The sequence below is a fragment of the Roseixanthobacter finlandensis genome (assembly GCF_043195105.2).
Lineage (GTDB): Bacteria > Pseudomonadota > Alphaproteobacteria > Rhizobiales > Xanthobacteraceae > NCEH01.
Genome location: NZ_CM195536.1, coordinates 1495709 through 1513803 on the forward strand (window position 1 = coordinate 1495709; position 18095 = coordinate 1513803).

An 18095-nucleotide genomic window follows, 5' to 3' on the forward strand; every position below is an offset into this window, starting at 1 on the left:
GCCGGCGCCAGATGTCCGAGCCAGAGCCATGGCTGTCTCGGTTAGGCGTTTAGGAAGGTGCTGACGTGATTCACAAAGAGCGCGTGGTGCTGAAAGAGGGCACCGTGGCCGGAGTCGGGATACAGGAGCAGTTGGGCATTGCTCATGGCCTTGAACATCGCGTAGGCGTTGCTCGCCGGGAGCATGGTGTCATGGCTGCCGCTGACCAGGAGGGTCGGCTGGCTGATGGCGCGCAGGATGGTATTCTTGGGGGAAGGCGTGGCGCACCATGTGATCAGGGCCTTTGCCTGCGGGTCGGTCACGGCGCTGCCGCCATCGGTGTCGCGATCTTCCTTGCGGGCATAGACTCGGTTCAGAAATTCCCGGCCGGCGGCCTGACTGGCAGAGGTCTTCGTGAAGAACAGCGGCAGGCGCACGTCAGGCGCTTCGGTTTGGGAGAACGCATCCTTCAGAACCGCCAGCAGGTGCTCTTCGCCACCCTGCGGCGCAGTGCCGACGAGGATTACCTTACGGACCAGCGAGCCGTGCTCAGCCGCCATCTGCTGGGCAACGCAGCCGCCGAGCGAATAGCCCAGCAGGTCAACCTGGGAGAGGCCGAGTGCCTTGATGAAGGTGATCGCGTCGCGGGCCATGGCCGCAACAGTGTCGGGGGTTTGGCCGGTGGAACGGCCGACGCCGGCATTGTCGAAGGCGATCACGGGACGATCGGCGGCCAGGGCGTTTACGACGGCGGGATCCCAGGCGTCGATATTGCCCGAGAAATGCTGCAGCAGAATCAGCGGCGTTCCGGTCGACGGGCCGAGCTGACGATAGGCGAAGCGGATGCCACCACCTTCGATGTAACGGGTGGGCGCGGTTTCCAGCGTGGCGCCCTCACGGTTTGCGATATCCAGTTTGGTCATGTCATCTCCAGGCGCTCAGAGTAAATCTCTGGTTTAGAGCGGCACGACAGAGGATGGCATGGCGGATATTGGATCGGATGTTATGAGGCGTAAGCTCGTGAAAAGTTCTGTCATCAAGAAATTTTGATGATGAAGTACGGTCTGAACACTTTTTGAGTAACAAATTCGTGTGAACTGTACGGATGGAGGGATGCTTTTTTAGCGCCCCGCTTGGCGGCGCTCATTTAGCCGCGAAAATACCATGGTCATGAGAGGGATATTATGGGGCATGGCCCCGCGCCGATGGTGCACTGGCCCTCCGTGCCTCACACCCTGGTGCCTCACGCCCGAAGCGTCGACGGAGTGCTCAAGGTGTCGGTGCCTGAGATAGGGCGGCGGCGGCCGGTGCAGCCCGGACTTCAATGGTGCCGATATCCTCAATCTCGAGTCCTGAGTCGGCAGGGCGTCAAACATGCGCGTCCAAGGGCGGTTCCAGGTCACGCCTCGCAGGGCTTCGCGCCCCGTCAAAGCCGATTCAGATGCCAGATTGATTGCGCAGAATGATGAGCTGAACGATTTTCTCATCGTGACATGAAAAATAAAATGCAAGCACGAGCGGATCTGGCAACCCGCGCTTGTCGAACAATCCATCGATATGGGCGGTCACGATCGAGTGCCCATAGTGCTCGACCAATTTAACGACCTCGAGCGTCAACCGCTCACCGATGATGTCGCGAGCCGCCCAGGTCGCGATGGCCTTCTTCCCCCAGTAATCGACAAGCTGGTCATTAACGAGGGCGTCGTCGACGAATGTTTCCAACAAAGCATCGAGATCGCCTGCGTTCGTTGCGCCAACATAAGCGGCCACCGATGGTGGCAGCTTGGCGATCAGCGCACTCGAGGGCGAATCCTGCGTCGTGGACTCTTGCCGCTTATCGGAATGAGACATATCAATCGACGCCCTATTTGCATTACTTCGAGTAAATATTGGCGCAGGCGACGCTTGGGAGCATGTTATCAGTTGTTAAAGGGCGTTATTGTTCGAAGCGCGCCAGGAGTTCTCGCGCGTATACTAGGTCTTTTGTCTGGCCCCCCTCCACAAAGCGTCGATGGACACCTTCCAGGAGGTCGGTGGCTTTCGCCAATTCGCCCCGTCTGTACCAGTGCCATGCAAGCCCCATAGCCGATCGCAATTCGAAGCTGAGAGCCGATTGCTCCCTTGCTTTGTGCAAGGAGAGCTGAAAGACGCGCTCCGCGGCAGCCGGGTCGGGAGGAGTCGTTTGGAGTAATATCTCCGCACGTACTCTGAGCAGTTCTGAAACGTTCAGGTTTTCGCCGAAGTCCTCGCTGAGGGCCAGGCCAGCGTCGACTGTCGCGGCCGCTTCTTCGAACTCCCCAGCTCTCAAGAACCCCTCAGCCAGAGCTAGGTAAAGTGCCGGTGTTAGGGCGTGATGTTTCTGCACGCGCAGCACTTCAAGAGCGCGTTTCAAGAGCGCTATGCCCTCCGCCGGATTGCCACGCGCGACAGCCAGGGCGCCGCTCAGTGCCATGCCCTGGGTGTGATAGGGGCCGAGGGAATGTCGTGCCGCGTGAGCAAGAAGGCGGCGGACATGCTGATCCGCCTCATCGAAATCGCCTCGCCAGATGAATACGGTTGCCGCGAAGATCAAGGTCATACACAGATTGACGGGGTGATCGCGCTCGGTCGCCAGCTTGATCACCCTCTTTGCGGTATCTGCGGCACGGTCCGGAAACCCGGTTAGCCAGTAGCAGCGTGCCAGCGCAAGGAGGGCGCGAACCTCATGGTCGTATCCAAAGAAGGCAACGTGCGCGGCGCCGGCAGCTTCAGCTACCGCTAGGCCGCGTTCGCAGTGGCGCAACGCACCGATCTGATCTCCCGCCAAATGGTAAGCAACACCAACTACTGACTCTGCCGTCGCGATAACGCCGGGGAAGCCAGAGGCCTCCGCGACTGGAATGCTGCGTTGGGCGACCCCAAGGGCGCCCTGAAAATCGCCGATGCGGGTCAGGAAGATACTCAAACCGACGATCAGATGCATTTGATATACTTGGTCGCCGCGCGCTTCTGCCAAACTCAGCGCGGCCTCGATGGCTGTCCCGACTTCGTTGCTGTTACCTCGGGTAAACATCGCCGAAACAGCTAGAAAAGCCTGCAGCGTCAGGTGGGGAGCGTTTCCTTGATCTTGCTTCGGTAACGCAGCCAGACCTTGTTCGCACCAGCGAACGCACTCGGTGAACAAGGTAAGACTAAAGAATAAAGGAGCCGCTGCGGCCGCCAGCTCGACGCCGATTGCCGCATCCCCGCCAGCGGAAAAGCTCAATTCCAGGGCCGAGCGAATGTTGCCCAGGTACGGAGCGGCGAATGCTACGTCCTCAATGGTGATCGCGACTCCTTCGCCCGCCGCGCTCGAAAGTCGATTCGCGAAGTAGGTGGCATGTCGTCTGGCGACGGCGTTTTCCTCGTCTGTTTGTGCGAGTTTCTCGGCCGCAAAGGCCAGCGTCGAATCAAGCAATCGATGGTGTGCGACCCTGCCGGACGGCGCGACCCAGACCAGCGATTTGTCGATCAGGCTGGACATCGCCTCAGCGACATCAACCGCATCGGTTTGGTCATCGACCGCAACCGCCTGCGCTGCTTCCAGAGTGAACTCGCCAACAAAAACTGAAAGGCGCCTGAGCACGCGCCGCTCCCAGTCGGACAAAAGATTGAAGCTCCAGTCCAGCATCGCCGCGAGGGTCTGATGGCGAGGCGGGGCGCTTCGGCGCCCCTGCCAGAGGAGTTTGAATCGATTGCTGAGCAGGTCAGCCGTGCCCTGCAAGCCATAGGCGCCGACTCGGCTTCCCGCGAGTTCGATAGCAAGCGCAATACCGTCCAGTCTGCTGCAGATAGCGGCGACGGTCGGCGCGTCGGCGTCCGTCAGCGCGCCGGTGTGACCACTGGCAACCGCGCGCTCCATGAACAACTGCACCGCCGGCGCAGCCATGGCTTCGGCCGCGGTCAGATCTTCTCGCGCAGTCGGATAGTCGAGTGGCGCCAATAGGTGAACGTGCTCGCCGTCGGCGCGCAGCGCCTCTCGACTTGTGGCGAGGATATGCACCTCCGGCGCATCGCTATAGAGGCGCTCCGTCAGCGAAACTGCGGCGTCGATGACGTGCTCGCAGTTGTCGAGGACCAGCAGCATTCGACGGCCCGCGAGGAATGCGATGAGACTGGGAAGAGGATCATGCGTCTGCACGGAGCTTCCCACGGCAGTCGCAACCGCGCTCGCGACGACTGCCGCGTCGGTGACCGCGCCGAGGTCTACAAAGAAGACGGCATTGCCGAACTGGTCGAGCAGGGCGTGGGCAACGGACACGGCGACCGTCGTCTTGCCCATACCGCCCGGGCCTACCACGCTGACGAAGCGCCGAGAGGCGAGCAGTGTGGACAACGCCTCCACGGCGCCTTGACGACCGACCATACGCGTTAGGCGTGGCGGAAGCTTGTGTTTGGGGACGGAAAGGGAGGAAGGGAGGACGGGTGGCGACGCCGGTTCAGGTAGTCGAGCTGCCGCACGATCGACAGGCGCGACAAAACAATATCCGCGGCCCGTCACGTTGGCTATGTATCTAGCCCCGCCTTCGCCGTCACCGAGCGCTTTGCGCAAACTGGCGATCGTCACTCTCAGGCTGCCGTCGCCCACCACCACGTTAGGCCAAACACGGGCGATCAATTCGCGTTGGCCGACGACCTCGCCGGCCGATTCGACGAGCGCGATGAGGACATCAAGCACTCGACTGCCGAGGTCGACGGCCTCTCCGTCCCTCAGCAGCAGGCGCTCTTCCGGTATCAGCCGGTAGGATCCGAATGTGATGATATCGCCAGCAGACATGGGGCCTTGACACAATACCCGTTGAAAAGCGGGGGACCCTGTGTCCCCGTAGAATCTTTGTTCGTACTATCCTTCCATTCGCGACCGGCATTGCGTGGCTCCTCCGTCGCCACTATGCGGGCGCCCCCGTCGCGAGTTCCGCCAAACTGCGGAGTTTTGCATCCAGCTTGAGAGCGGCAGCGGACACCTGGTCATTGTGGAGACGGCTCATCAACGACGAGGGCAAGTCGTAGGCCAAGCGCACTTCGCCCGATGCCGTCTGGAAGATTACGACTCTGATTGGAACATTGAGGCCGACGCCGGGGTCGTGCGTGATCATGGTTCTAGCCACCAGCGGGTTACCGATGATGTACGACCGGATCTTGGCGTCCACCCCGACGCGCGCCATCCAGGCTCCATGGTCGTTGGTGAGGAAGCGCATGAATCCGCTTCGACCCTCATACGCCTTTATCCGCAACTCGAAGTCCGCCGGGCTGGCCGCCGTGGCGATTTCGCGTGGAATGATGCCTGGATCCGCAAGATCGCCAATCTCAGCCTCAAATCGGGCAACGACATCTTCAAAAGAGCGCTGGCTGACATGCTCGCAGTGCTGAACGGTAAAGCTCTCGATCATGGCCGCCTGCTCGTTGTCCGCGGGTAGATTTCCCTGACAACTCGGAAATTACGGGTTCACTGATTGGACATAAGCGTATATACGCCTTTAAATGCGCAATTACGCCTATATGATCCAGGCTGTCAAGGTTGCTCTATGAAGCCCACCTCTCCGGAGTTCTGTACCTGCTTGGCAATCCGCCAAGCCGCAAGGCACGTCAGTCAGTATTTTGACCAGCACTTGGCACCATCAGGGCTGCGCATTACGCAATTCTCGATCCTCGCCAAGTTGAAGGCTTACGGCCCCTTGACTATCAATAGTCTTTCTGACGTTCTGGTCATGGACAGGACAACCCTTGGCCGGAATATCCTTCCGCTGACGCGAGATGGTCTCATGGGGACCGTGCAAGGAGCCGTGGACCGCCGGAGCAAGGAGCTTCATCTCACGGATTTAGGTCGGGAACGACTCGACAAGGCTTGGCCATTTTGGGCGAGGGCGCAGGCCGGGTTCGATGCGGCCTTCGGAAGCCCTGAAGATTCGGAGCTGCGGACTTTGATGCGAGCTGTGACGACAACGGAACTTGTTATCGAGAGGACCGAGACGTGAGCCTGATCCCAAGAAGCGGTGTGCTCGAAACGGACCGGAGCGCTGCATCATATCCGCACGGTGTCGGTGCATCCCGATTTAGAGGGTGCAGATGCGGATGCGGATTTCATCGCCGCCTCGGGGCGGGTGGAGGCGGCCTTCACCATTCTTCGGAGCATTGCCGCTGCGCAGGAGAAAGCGCTGGTGTTCATTGAGCACCGCCAGATGCAATATCGCTTCATCGAGCTGGTGAAGTCGGCGTTCGGCCTCAAGCGGGTCGATCTCATCAATGGTGACACGCCCATCCAGAAGCGCCAGGCCATTGTCGATCGGTTCCAGGCGGGGAGTGGCGTGGCGGGCTTCGATCTGCTGGTGCTGGGCCCGAAGGCGGCCGGAACGGGATTGACGCTGACCGCCGCCACCCATGTCATCCATCTGTCCCGTTGGTGGAATCCGGCGGTGGAGGAGCAGTGCAACGACCGGGTGCATCGCATCGGCCAGACCCAGCCGCTCACCGTGCATGTGCCCATGGCGATCCATTCCGGTTACCGCGAGCATTCCTTCGACTGCCTCCTGCACTCCCTGATGCAGCGCAAGCGTCGGCTGGCGCGCTCGGCGCTGTGGCCCATGGGCGACACGCAAGCGGATGTGGGCGAGCTGCAACGGATGCTGGGCGCGGAGATGTCGGCGCGCGCGCAGGACCCGCTGCGTGCGGCGCTGGCGGCCACCTTCCTGCGTGAAGGCCTTCAGCTTCCCGAGCCGGAAGGGGATGGCTCTATTCGTTTTTCTTAGCCCCGCTGGAACGCGGATTGCGCGGTGCCATCCCGAAGCGTTTCCAACTCAATTCGCTACAAGCCCATACCGGGACAATTCGTCGACCAAGTCTCCCCGCTTACTCCACGTGCCACTTCTGAACCATTCGCACGTGCACACTGCGGTGGCGGGGCGCTGCTCGCCTGTTCAACTGACCGTCATCCGAATATCATCGAGAAATTCCGATCCCGGAGAAACGCCGGAGAGCATCAGCCGGTCACGGGCTCGCGTGGCGGCAACATAGAGCAAGTGGCGCTCGGTCTCCTGGATGGCCTCCAAGTCGGCCAAATCCCCCACTTCGCTCAGCCGCTGAGGATCGGGCAGCACATTTTCATCCAGCGCCATGACGGCCACAGCGCGGAACTCCAAACCCTTGGCGTTGTGCATCTGGATGATCGGCACGGCGCAGCCTGCCAAATCTGCTGCCGCTTGCGCACTATCGATCTGACCGGGACCGCGGACCAAAATTGCCAGTTCGTCACGAGCGATACCCTGTGCTTGGCAGTCGCGGATCCATCCGGCAACAGCCGTGATTTCTACGCGCTCGTCCGCGAACAGCTGGACCTGGGGCTCTGGCCCGTCGAACACCGACACGGTGCCGTGGCGGCTCTCGCTTATGCCGTCCTGATCAGAAATGACCGGCAGAAGCAGGCGGTCCGAGAGGGAGCGGATCTGGTGCGAGGTGCGGTAGCAGACCTTCAGCACCGTGGAGCGGCCGCGAATATCCAGCCCCAGCTTCGCCCAGGAGAACGGCAGCCGGAAGATCCGCTGGCCGATGTCTCCGGTGAAGAACAGCGCATCGGTTCTCCCGCGCCCGGCGGCCGTCAAAAAGCGCACCTGCGCGACCGAAAGATCCTGCGCCTCGTCGATGACGATGTGCGTGTAGGGCAGACGCTCTCCGCTCAAAAGCCAATCGGACAGCCGGTGATAGGCCTGGGCCTGGGTGACAAGATTGCGCGCCGCCAGATAAGCCTGGAGGAACGCGAAGACCGCCCAGGCGGCCTCGCGCTGCTTTGCCCCCAAGCGGGTCTTGCGACCGAGGCGCGGGACCGCGCCGTAGCTGCTGGCATCGGACACGCCCCAGGCGTCGGCCACCTCGTCCCATTCCTCCATGAGAAACGCGGCAGAATGGCCGGCCCCCAGTTGCTGCGCCTGGGCGGCTGAGACGGCCGCAAGCAGGTCCGCGCGGCTGGCGAGGCGCATGCCGCCGAAGGCTGCGGTGAAGACCTCATAGGCGGCTTGGTCCAGGGAACAGACCGCCACACGATCCCCTCGCTCGGGATGGGCTTGGGTGAGCAGATCGACTTTGCTACGGAGCGTGTCCGCCAGGGCTTCCGAAAAGGTCGCCAGAAGGACGTGGGCGGCTGGCTGACGGGCAAGGTACGCCGCACGATGCAACGCCACGATGGTCTTGCCCGTGCCGGCGGATCCCGAGATGCGCGCCGGGCCGCTCCAGGCCTTTTCCACCAGCACCCGTTGCGTGGGGTGCAGGAAGACAGCCCATTGCGCGAACGGGGCATCGAGCGCGGCCTTGAGTTCCTCCACGCCCTCGACCATGCGGAAGCGGCGCTGCGCATCCGGGTGCGAAAAGGGATCGGCACCGAGGGGCGCCCGCACCGCAATGTGCTCTTCCAGCCGCCCGCCGGTGGCATAGTCGAGCAGCGCCTCCGCCGCCTCGTCGGGGAGGCGGGCGAACAGGCCGTCCACGCTGGTGGATTCGGCCGAACGAACCGCCTCCAGCCAGTCGCGGGGGACGCCGACATCGAGCATCTGGTCGTCTGTCAGGCTGGCGAAGGGATGATGAACCTGCAACGGCGCGGGGGCGGCCGAGGGCTGATCCGGCGGCGCCGGGGGAATAAGGCTCTCGTGCGACCGTTCCACGATCTCCACGAACTGCATCGCGCCGGTGCGCTCGTGCGGCACGAGGCGGCGGCGCTCGGCCCAGCGATAGGCCTCGTCATGATGGCCCACATAGGCGAGGAGCGTATGCGCGCCGTCCTTGTGCAGCACGAGGCGGATGTCCTGCGAGACCCGGGCGGTCCAGAAGCCGGGAGAGGCCTCCACGCGGTGCATCTGAAGCCCGTTGCCGCCGGGATCAAGGGCCAGATCCACGGTGGCGATCTTCACCTGCTTCTGCTCGGCGGCGGCGAGCCGGCCGAGCGCCTTGGTGAAGGTGGAGGCATAGAGCAGGGTCACGCGGCTATACCCCCACCACCTTCATCACTTCATCGCCCAGATGGTTGATCACCTTCACCGCCACCCGGCCGCCCACGGGGCGCAGGAAGGGGCGGGAGCGGGTGCGCTTCAGGCTTTCCCAGGCTTCCAGGTCGATTTCCGCCTTCAGCGTGGTCTTCAGCGCCTTGTAGGGATCGTTCGCGCCGGGAAAATAAGCGTGGCGGACGCGGAAATTCTCATAGTCGTAATCGGTGTCGATGAACCAGACCGCGATGTCGTCGGCGCTGGAACTCTCGATCTGCCCGCCCTTGTACATGTCGACGCCGGCCACCTCGATGGAAACGCGGCCGTCGCTTTCTTCATGCACCTTGATGTCCGGCTCGCCGAACACGGTGAACAAATTGCCGGCGCCGGTATTGGCGAGATCCGGCATGTGCAGGTCGGGATTGATGCGGGCCTGGAGCACGGGCAGGGCGCCCATGCGGTCGAACTCGCTGGCATGGGCGTCGAAATTGAAGGCGGCGACGATCAGCATGTCAAAGCCGGCCTCCATGGCCTCGCGGGCGGCGGCGGTCATGTCGAGGCGCACCACGGTGCCATATTCCGGGCCGACCATGATGGCGGCGCGCCGCTCCGGGCTGTCGGCGAGCGTGGCGCTCTCCCCTTCGGAGGCTTGCCGCACCCGGCCCTCGGCGCAGACGAAGCGGCCGGGCCAGGGCTTGATGGCGGAGAACACCAGCCGGTCCGCCTTGTGGGCCTGCTGCACGCCGGATTTCTTCAGCGTGTCGAGGATCATCTGCGCGAAATCCGCGCTCTCGGAGACCGGCCCCGCCTGCCGGCGGCCCTCGGCGGCCTCCAGTTCGTCGAACAGGCTGTCGTCATAATCCACGGCGGCGACGCGATGGGGCGAGAGGCTCTCCACCGTGAAGGGACCGGCGACGCGCACGCGGGCCTTGTCCTCATAGGGCTGGTCGTAGAGATATTCGGTGTCCGCCTTGGCGGCGATGGAGGCGTCGATCTCCTTCTGGCGGGCGATGCGCTGCTCCCACCACGCCTGATGCGCCGCGCGCGCCGGCGCGGGCCAATCGGTGCCGGCCGCGCGGGGAATTTCCCAGTCCTGCCACTCTTTGCCGAGCGCGGCATTCAGCGCGGCGCGCAGGGGCTCCAGCACCTGCTGGAATTTCTCCCAGATGGTGTCGATCTCGGCATTGTTGGCGATGGATTTCAGCGTGATGTGCGGCACGCGCTTATAGACGAAGCCGTGGCGCAGGCGGTTGTAGGTGGGCGTGTCGGGGGGCGGGGTGCGGGTGATCTCCCCTTCCTTCATCTGCCCCTCGCGGCTGTCGGCGAGGATGTACCAGGGATAGCGCGCGCCCATCAGCCTGGCGCGGGCCAGCGCCAGCGCCACGCGGCTGGTATCCATGGTGATCCAGCGCCGGCCCCATTGCTCGGCCACGTAAGCGGTGGTGCCGGACCCGCAGGTGGGATCGAGCACCAGATCGCCGGGATCGGTGGTCATCAGGATGCAGCGTTGGATCAGAAGAGATGAAGATTGAACAACATATGTTTTTTCGTCCCTTCGACTTGAAAATTTCACATCTCTCCAGACGTTATTTATAGGTATAGCCGCATAATCTTTAAAATATCTCACATACCGCAAGGATGATCCGCGAGTTTCGATTCGATCAGCCTTAATTAGACGCTGAAAGCCCACGTCTCCGGTCTTCCAGAACCCCGCACCTGGAGTATATTTTCGACCGCGAAATGGCACAGGGAAAGAGCCCGGAGGCCTATTTGATGTCGTGTTGTCTTTTGAGAATAATTTATACTTTTCATTTAACGCCATCCAATCGGATGCCAACAAGTTATTTGGGACAGAAAATCTACTAATATTCTCATCTTGATAAAATGAATATTCATTCATCATACTATCTGTCGCGCCCTTCTCCTCCAGTGGCTGACGAAATTTAACGTTACCTCGGCTGCGACAATAAAATAATATGTAGTCTGTGCTGCTGGAAATCAAATCCGTCGTTTGAGCGCTTGTCTTTTCGATAGTGGCCAGTGCAACAAAATTCTCATCCCCGAACACCTCATCCATCAGCGCCCGCACGCGATGGACGTTCTCATCCCCGATCTGCACGAAGATGGAACCGCTCTCCGTGAGCAAATCCCGCGCCACGGTGAGGCGGTCGCGCAGATAGGTGAGGTAGGAGTGGATGCCGTCGCGCCACGTGTCGCGGAAGGCCTTCACCTGTTCCGGCTCGCGGGTGAGATGGTCGGCCTTGCCGTCCTTCACATCGCGGCTGGTGGTGGACCATTGGAAGTTGGAGTTGAACTTGATGCCATAGGGCGGGTCGATATAGATGCACTGCACCTTGCCCTTCAGCCCCTCCCGCTCGGCGAGACTCGCCATCACCTTCAGGCTGTCGCCCAAAATCATGCGGTTCGACCAATGCTGGTCGTGGGCATAGAATTCCGTGCGCTGTTCCGGCTCGATGCCGTTGAAATCCGCGAACAGGTCCGGCGCCTCCTCCGGCTCCTTGCGCCGCGTGCTGGCGCGCTTGAGATCCTCGATCAGCGCCTTGGGGTGGATCTTCTCCTGGATATAAAGCGGCGGCGCCTCCACCACGAGGTCCGACCAATCCAGCACATCCTTGCCCCGCCACACCAATTGCGGATCGAGATCGGGATTGCGCCGCTCATAGGCCACGCGGATCGGCGCCTTCATGTCCGGCGGCACGAACGCCTCCAGTTCCGCCGTCGGCGCATTCTTGCGCGTCGCCTCATCATGGGTCAGCGCATCAACGCGCAAAGGGGACTTGGACATCAGGCGTTCCTTGAAGGCGCAGGCAAAACAATGAAGGCGGCAATAGAATAAGCGGCGGTCTTGCGATCAGCCATCGGCATGTGCCCCGGCGTGGGTCACCTCATCCAGCCACGCTTCCACCTTGGCGGCGAACTCGGTGCGGATGGTCCACACATCCTTGAACTCGGCATAAGCCCAGCGGCCCAGCCCGCCGAGATTGTTCACCCCCGGCACCCACAAGGTGCGCATGGTCTCCGCCTTGTCCTTGTCGGCCTCGTCGCGCGCGCCCTTGATCTCGACCACGAGGTTCAGCGGGTCGTCCGCGCCGCGGCCATCGTCGATGCGCACGATGAAGTCCGGGCGATAGCGCCGCACCTCGCCGCCGGCCGAATAGGGCACCTCGAAGCCGAGATTGTGGTTCTTCACCCAGGCGAGCACGCGCGGATGCCGATCCGCCACGCGGCAGAATTCCGCCTCCCAATCGCTGTCGATCACCGCATAATTGATGTGGCAGCGCGGGCCGGTCTCGTAGCGGTCCTTGCTGGTCGTGAAGCGCACATGCCGCGTTGAGCCCTCGCGATTATAGGGATCGAGCAGCGCCAGCACGCGCCCCCCGCCATCCTGCGCGCGGGTGATCGCCGCCATGATGCGGTCGGCCACACGATCGGCGATACCGTAATAGAGCAATTGCGCCGGCTGGGTGCCGCCGGTGCAGGTGAGATGCTCGGCCATCCAGCGCCGCACGATGGGCTTCAACTGCATGATCAGCCCCACCTTGGGCTGCTCATCGGCATCGGTGAGCCGGCGCTTGACGATCCAGTCGGCAAGCCGAAGCTGGATGGTGGCGGGGCGGACATCGGACAGATGCGCCAGGGTCAGGTCCGCCTGCTCGCCGATGATGCCGGCATTGACCGTCTCGGTCGCGCCCACCAGATCCGGCGTCAGTTCCAGCGTCGAATCCTCGGAGAATGCGGCAGTGAGCACCTCCTGCGGCAGTTCGGTGCGATAGCCCTCCACGCGGGGAAAGCGGATCTCGCTCATGTCCCGATCCGGGATGACCGCGAAGACGCGCTCCATGTCGTCCGGCGGGCTGGGCTTGGAGACCACGGGCTGGGCCGTGAAATCGAAGGGAATGCCGAGCACATCGGCATATTCCACCTTGAACAGACCGTCGGGTTGTAATGCGTAGGATTGACGGCGCAGCGCGCGGCCGATCACCTGCTCGCACAGAAGCTGGGTTCCGAACGCCCGCACGCCGAGCACATGGGTGACCGTATTGGCGTCCCATCCTTCCGTGAGCATGGACACCGAGACCACGCAGCGAATGCCCTCGCCCAGCGCGCCCTTGCGGCCGACGGTGTTCATCACCTCGCGCAGGATGGTCGCATCGTCGACCTTCTCGGCCGCCGACCGGTCTCCGGTGCGCTGGGTCAATTCGTCCTTGAACCGCTGGATCTCCTCCTTGGCGGCCTCGCGGAATTCCGTGCTGATGGCCTCGCCGCTCTCCAGTTCCTGGCTGTCGATCAGTAGGGTGCGCATGCGCGGGATGGCGACGCCGTCAGGGTCAAAATTGCGGAACAGCGGGCATTTGCCCGCGATGAGCATCTGATTGCCCTGCGCGTCCCCCACTTGATAGCCGGCGATATAATCGTGGACGAGCTTCGACGTCGCGGTATTGTTGCACACCACGATGAACACCGGGTCCACGCCGATTCCCGCCTCCCGCCACAAAGCGTGGGTCTTCTCATAATGCCCGTAGAGCGCGTCGATGGCGGTCAGCAGCTCATTGGGAAGCTTCTGGGGGTCATAGCCCTTGGCATTCGCCCGGCCCTTCTTCGGCAGGCTCTTGCCCACATAGTCCCACAGATTGCGGAACATCGGCGTGTCGCCGCCGGGCACATTGTCCATGATCGGCACGCGGGGCAGCTTCACGATCCCGCATTCGATGGCATCCATGAGGCTGAAATCGCTCATGACCCAGCCGAACAGGGACCCCTCCCGATAGCCGGAGCCGCGCAGGAAGAAGGGCGTCGCGGAGAGGTCGTAGACCATCTGGAGGCCCAACTCGCGTTTCACCGCCTCGAGGCCGGAAATCCACAGGCGCGCGGCCTCGTTGGCCTCCTTCGCCTCCGCCAGTTCGTCGCCCTTCAGCGCCGCCAGTTCTTCGGGGGAGAGGGGACGCTCGCGATAGCAATGGTGGGCCTCGTCGTTCAGCACGACGATATTTTTGAGCCCCATCAACTCACCCGCCACGCGGCGGATCATGGCGCCATCACTCTCTTGGCGGGGCGTGGTCTGCAACGCCGCCTGCTGCACCTTGTTGAGCGGCACCTCGTCCTTCTTCTTGAAGGCGTGGTAATTGGTGATGACAATCTTTGCCCGGCCGAGGTCCGGCAACATATCTTCCGGCACGAGCTCGCGGGTGCTGTAATAGCTCTCCGGATCATTCGGCTGCAGCACGCGCAGGCGGTCCTTGATGGTGATGCCCGGCGCCACCACCAGGAAGCCGCGCGAGAATTTCTTGGCGTTCGGGTGCCGCACCGCATTAATCGTCTGCCAGGCGATCAACATCGCCATCACAGTCGTCTTTCCGGCGCCGGTCGCCAGCTTCAGCGCCATGCGCATCAGCTCGGGATTGGAGGCCGCATTGGCGGCTTCCAGATGCGTCCAGAAGCGGCGCCCCTGGGACGACGACTTCGGTGCCACCTCGGTCAGCCAGATGACCGTCTCGACCGCTTCGACCTGACAGAAGAACGGCTTCTGATTCGCGAAGGGGTACGTGCGCCAATGCCGGAGCAGCCGTGCGGTCGAGGGCGTCACCTGCCATTGGCTTTCAGGCAGGCGGCGCCAGCTTTCGACAGCAGAGCGGATGCCGTTGATCACTTCGGTCGGATTGTATTCCTGCCCGAGCTCGTCAGCGAGAAGGTCTGCTTGAAGCGCCCTTCCTCGTACCCTCTTGGGCTTAGGGATTGGCGAGACCAGGGCACTGGTGCGGCGTTTCAGGACCACCTCACTTGTGGGTTGCCCTCCCGAATCCAGCTCCCAATGACGTGAGGGTTCCTCATAGGGCGAGTTGAGAATCGGAGACTGGAAAAACGCGTCGCTCATAATGGTCCGCCCACCCGCGCTCAACGCGCCTCTGCCCATGTTGGCACACGGCGCCCACGGATGGTCAAGGCAAGGCTGCCGTTAGGAACACCCTCGACAGATTTATTACCGGTTCTAGGGCCGTGCTCTCTGACGGTCCTGACTTTCCCTCTTTACGCGTGCGCGGGGAGTTTCTCCGGCCCTGCCTTCGGCCGCATTCAGAACGTGAGCCATTAAAGCTCACTTATCAGCAGCGTCTGCGGATTTTCGGCCTTTTCCTGCCTATGCACTCGGTCCGAGAATAGCGCGAAGTAACGCGCGAGCTTTTCAAGCGCGTCGAGCTTGTCCCATTTTAAATGGTCGCGCATTTGCGAACCCATCTGCAAAAAAATGCATCTGCCTCTTCATGCGCTTCCCGAGAGAGCCTCACCCTTGACGGGCCAAGTAAGCGGGTTGCCATCTCGAATTCTGCGTCGACATATCTACATATTTCATATGGAATTATTTCGGTGCCGAGTTCTCGCGTCTGCGCCTTTCGCTCCATTAGCGAACTCACCAGATCACAAATCGCCTTCGGCGGCTCGGATTCTTCCATAAGCGTGGGGAAGTGCATAGGGGGCACCCTCTCGCTGGGGTGATAGCGCAGCCACCTTAGTGCCGTTGCTGGACGCAAGGCATAAAATAGCTTCTTTAAAGAAATATACTTTCCGTCTCCAAAGTACATGCGCCGCTGCCGAAGCCCAAGATGGAGATAGTGGCGCGTCATCAGCTCTCGGCTCGCAAATTTCGTTGCGAAGGCAAGTAGCTCGATTTTGAATTCTTCTGATCCGGAATAGGAAATCGGACTTTGCAGCCATTCGATGACGACTGCGTTACCCTTGAGCATCAGCTTCAACGCCTTGCCCAGATCCCAGCCATTGATATCAAATATGGGGTCAATCGGAATTTCGATGACGTCGCGGGGTGGTGATAGCCTTAGATACTGGTCGATGCCCCGAATGAATATAAATCGGCAATCATAGTCGCTGTCTGGAGAGGCAAAACCCCAGGCACGACTCCCTGATTCGACGGCCAGAGCGATGTTTGCGTGGTTCTCCTGCGCGATCCGTTGCAGCGTCTGGTCGATCTGCTGGACCGCATCGCGTGACATTTTTTGGGGCATGTTTCTCAGGGTCTTAAAGGCGATAGTCTCCTTTTCTGCAGGCCTCCCTTTACCCGGTTTCCGGAGGCGGCCTTACCCGGCTTTTACCCGGGATCGACTGCGCTTTAGCGCGAGATCGTGACACGCCCCTGCAGCCGATGTGCCTCGAAAATCAAGCGCCGGCCGGCTGCACCCGCGGGAAGGTCGCCGAATGCCGCGTGATCGAGATCCTGGCCGACCACGGCGAATGCCGACATCACATCCATGACGCCGAAGCCGTTGGAAGTGGCTGAGTATTTCGTCGGATCGGATGGCCGCGTGCCCACATGTCAAAGTGACGCGTAACGGTCTCGTCGCTTGACACCATCCAATGCTTTGGGTCTTCCTGTGTCCATGGTCTGCACCCTTGCACATGCCTTGCGAGCGATTCCCCGTCTGGCGATCCGCCGGATGGTGGCTGTCGCCGTGACGCTTTGCCTGCTTATCGGCGGCTTTGCCGAGCCGGTGGTTGCGCACCACGTCGATGATGTCGATGCCCTCGTCTCGATGAGCGACGGAGCACTCGACCAGGGTGCCGAGAAGAAGCTTCCAGGCCACGGGCCGTCCTTGCCCTCCGCCGACCACGATTGCCACGGTTGCTCCGCAGCGGTGCTCCATGCACCCCTGGAGATTGTGGTCGCCCACGTCCCGATGGTTCTCGAGATCCTATCCGAGAACCTCGTCGAGGGGCGTGTTCCCGGCACCGAACTGCGTCCCCCCCGAGCCTGATCCTTCCGCACGTCGCGCGCTGACGCTCTGCGTCAGCTAATGCAGACCCATGCTTGGAACGGATCATGTCTTTTCATGCCCTCGCGCTCGCGCTTGGGGCAGCGCTTGCGCTGCTTCATGCGCCGCAGACGCTCGCCGCGTCCCCGCGCCCCATCACATTGTCCCAGGCCCTGGCAAGTGCCCTGGCCGCCAATCCGAGGCTGACCGCCACCGAGCGTGACATCGGCATCGCGGGTGGCCGGAGCATTCAGGCGGCGGCGCTGCCAAATCCGAACCTGTCCCTCGAAGTCGAGAATGCCTTCGGCACAAATTCATACCAGGGGCTCGATCTTGCCGAGACGACGCTCCAGGTCAGCCAGCTTGTGGAGCTCGGCGGAAAGCGGGAGGCCCGGATCGCAGCCGCGAATGCGGGAGTGGGAGCCGCCCGCTGGGAAAGCGAAGCGCTGCGCCTTCAGGTTCTCGCTGAGACGACCGCGGTGTTCGTCGCTGTACTGAGTGCTCAACGGCGCCTCGACGTTCTCCAGACACAAGTCGGCGCCATCGAACGTCTCGCGCCGCTCCTTCAGAACCGCGTCCAGGCTGGCGCCTCTTCACCGGCGGAGATTTCACGCGCCAGGGTCGCCGCCGATCTCGCCAAGGTCGAGATGGACCGCGCCAAGGCTGCCCTTTCGACGTCTCGCAGGGAGCTCGCTCTTCTCATGGGGTTGTCCGAGGCGAAGTTTGGCCCCGTGAAGGGCAACCTCGCCAAGGTCAACGCGCCCCCGCCGCTGCAGCGGATCCTCAAGGCATCCCAGGAAAACCCTCAGCTCACGCGCTTCACGGCCCTCAAGGCTCAGCGGAGCGCAGAACTCAGCGGCGCGCGGGCGAAGGCGATACCCGACGTCACTCTGGGCGTCGGGTATCGCCATTATAACGAGACCGTGGACAGCGGCATGGTGTTCTCCTTGTCAGTCCCGCTGCCGCTGTTCGACCAGAACCAGGGTGGGATCATTGAGGCAAACGAATCCCTCCGGAAGGCGGAGGCCGAGGAGGCCGTCGTCCGCAGCGCCCTGATCTCACAGATCGGACGCGCCCACGATACTCTGAAGGCCTCCTACGACGAGATCGCGATCCTCCGCTCCGGAACGATCCCGGAGGCGCGCACCGCGTTTCAGGGCATCGAGAGCGGCTATTCCGAGGGTCGCTACACGCTGCTCGAACTTCTGGATGCCCAGTCAGCACTAACCGAAACCACGCTCCGCGAGCTCGATGCCCTCGTTTCCTATCACACGGCCCTCGCCGCCCTCGAGGGGCTGACGGGCCGGCCCGTCACGTTCGCAAAAGGAAAATCCAAATGAGCCGCGCGGCGAGA

The 18095-nt window shown here is 62.0% G+C and carries 12 protein-coding genes; 3 read left to right on the forward strand and 9 right to left on the reverse strand.

Features of this window, described 5'->3' with window-relative positions; genetic code table 11:
* Positions 1-41 precede the first annotated feature (41 nt).
* The 4 genes from V5G24_RS06945 to V5G24_RS06960 all read right to left on the reverse strand — a co-directional run bounded on the left by V5G24_RS06945 (position 42) and on the right by V5G24_RS06960 (position 5387).
* Entirely contained in the window at positions 42-902 is an 861-nt protein-coding gene (locus tag V5G24_RS06945; protein WP_394085458.1) for an alpha/beta fold hydrolase, read from the reverse strand.
* 514 nt (positions 903-1416) lie between these two features.
* Positions 1417-1830, reverse strand: coding sequence for a nuclear transport factor 2 family protein (locus tag V5G24_RS06950; RefSeq protein WP_394085459.1), 414 nt, complete (start codon positions 1828-1830; stop codon positions 1417-1419).
* Between the two features lie 85 nt (positions 1831-1915).
* Positions 1916-4774, reverse strand: coding sequence for an ATP-binding protein (locus V5G24_RS06955; RefSeq protein ID WP_394085460.1), 2859 nt, complete (start codon positions 4772-4774; stop codon positions 1916-1918).
* 112 nt (positions 4775-4886) lie between these two features.
* Positions 4887-5387, reverse strand: coding sequence for a DUF302 domain-containing protein (locus V5G24_RS06960; protein WP_394085461.1), 501 nt, complete (start codon positions 5385-5387; stop codon positions 4887-4889).
* 603 nt (positions 5388-5990) lie between these two features.
* Here V5G24_RS06960 and V5G24_RS06965 point away from each other — a divergent pair.
* Positions 5991-6743, forward strand: coding sequence for a helicase-related protein (locus V5G24_RS06965; RefSeq protein ID WP_394085462.1), 753 nt, complete (start codon positions 5991-5993; stop codon positions 6741-6743).
* Between the two features lie 168 nt (positions 6744-6911).
* Here V5G24_RS06965 and V5G24_RS06970 read toward each other — a convergent pair whose 3' ends face one another.
* The 5 genes from V5G24_RS06970 to V5G24_RS06990 form a co-directional block, all read right to left on the reverse strand.
* Positions 6912-8960 (reverse strand): 3'-5' exonuclease, encoded by a 2049-nt coding sequence (locus V5G24_RS06970; protein WP_394085463.1) that lies wholly within the window; start codon positions 8958-8960, stop codon positions 6912-6914.
* A gap of 4 nt (positions 8961-8964) precedes the next feature.
* Positions 8965-11769, reverse strand: coding sequence for a site-specific DNA-methyltransferase (locus V5G24_RS06975; protein WP_394085464.1), 2805 nt, complete (start codon positions 11767-11769; stop codon positions 8965-8967).
* A gap of 66 nt (positions 11770-11835) precedes the next feature.
* Entirely contained in the window at positions 11836-14856 is a 3021-nt protein-coding gene (locus V5G24_RS06980) for a BPTD_3080 family restriction endonuclease (RefSeq protein ID WP_394085465.1), read from the reverse strand.
* A gap of 331 nt (positions 14857-15187) precedes the next feature.
* Positions 15188-15997 (reverse strand): nucleotidyltransferase domain-containing protein, encoded by an 810-nt coding sequence (locus tag V5G24_RS06985; protein WP_394085466.1) that lies wholly within the window; start codon positions 15995-15997, stop codon positions 15188-15190.
* A gap of 104 nt (positions 15998-16101) precedes the next feature.
* Positions 16102-16242 carry a hypothetical protein gene (locus tag V5G24_RS06990; protein WP_394085467.1) on the reverse strand — a complete coding sequence of 47 codons (141 nt, stop codon included), beginning with the start codon at positions 16240-16242 and terminating at the stop codon, positions 16102-16104.
* Positions 16243-16369: 127 nt separating this feature from the next.
* Here V5G24_RS06990 and V5G24_RS06995 point away from each other — a divergent pair, with 127 nt between their 5' ends.
* Positions 16370-16744, forward strand: coding sequence for a hypothetical protein (locus V5G24_RS06995; protein WP_509292291.1), 375 nt, complete (start codon positions 16370-16372; stop codon positions 16742-16744).
* Between the two features lie 65 nt (positions 16745-16809).
* Positions 16810-18081: a TolC family protein gene (locus tag V5G24_RS07000; RefSeq protein WP_394085469.1), complete on the forward strand. Its 1272-nt coding sequence runs from the start codon at positions 16810-16812 to the stop codon at positions 18079-18081.
* Positions 18082-18095 lie beyond the last annotated feature (14 nt).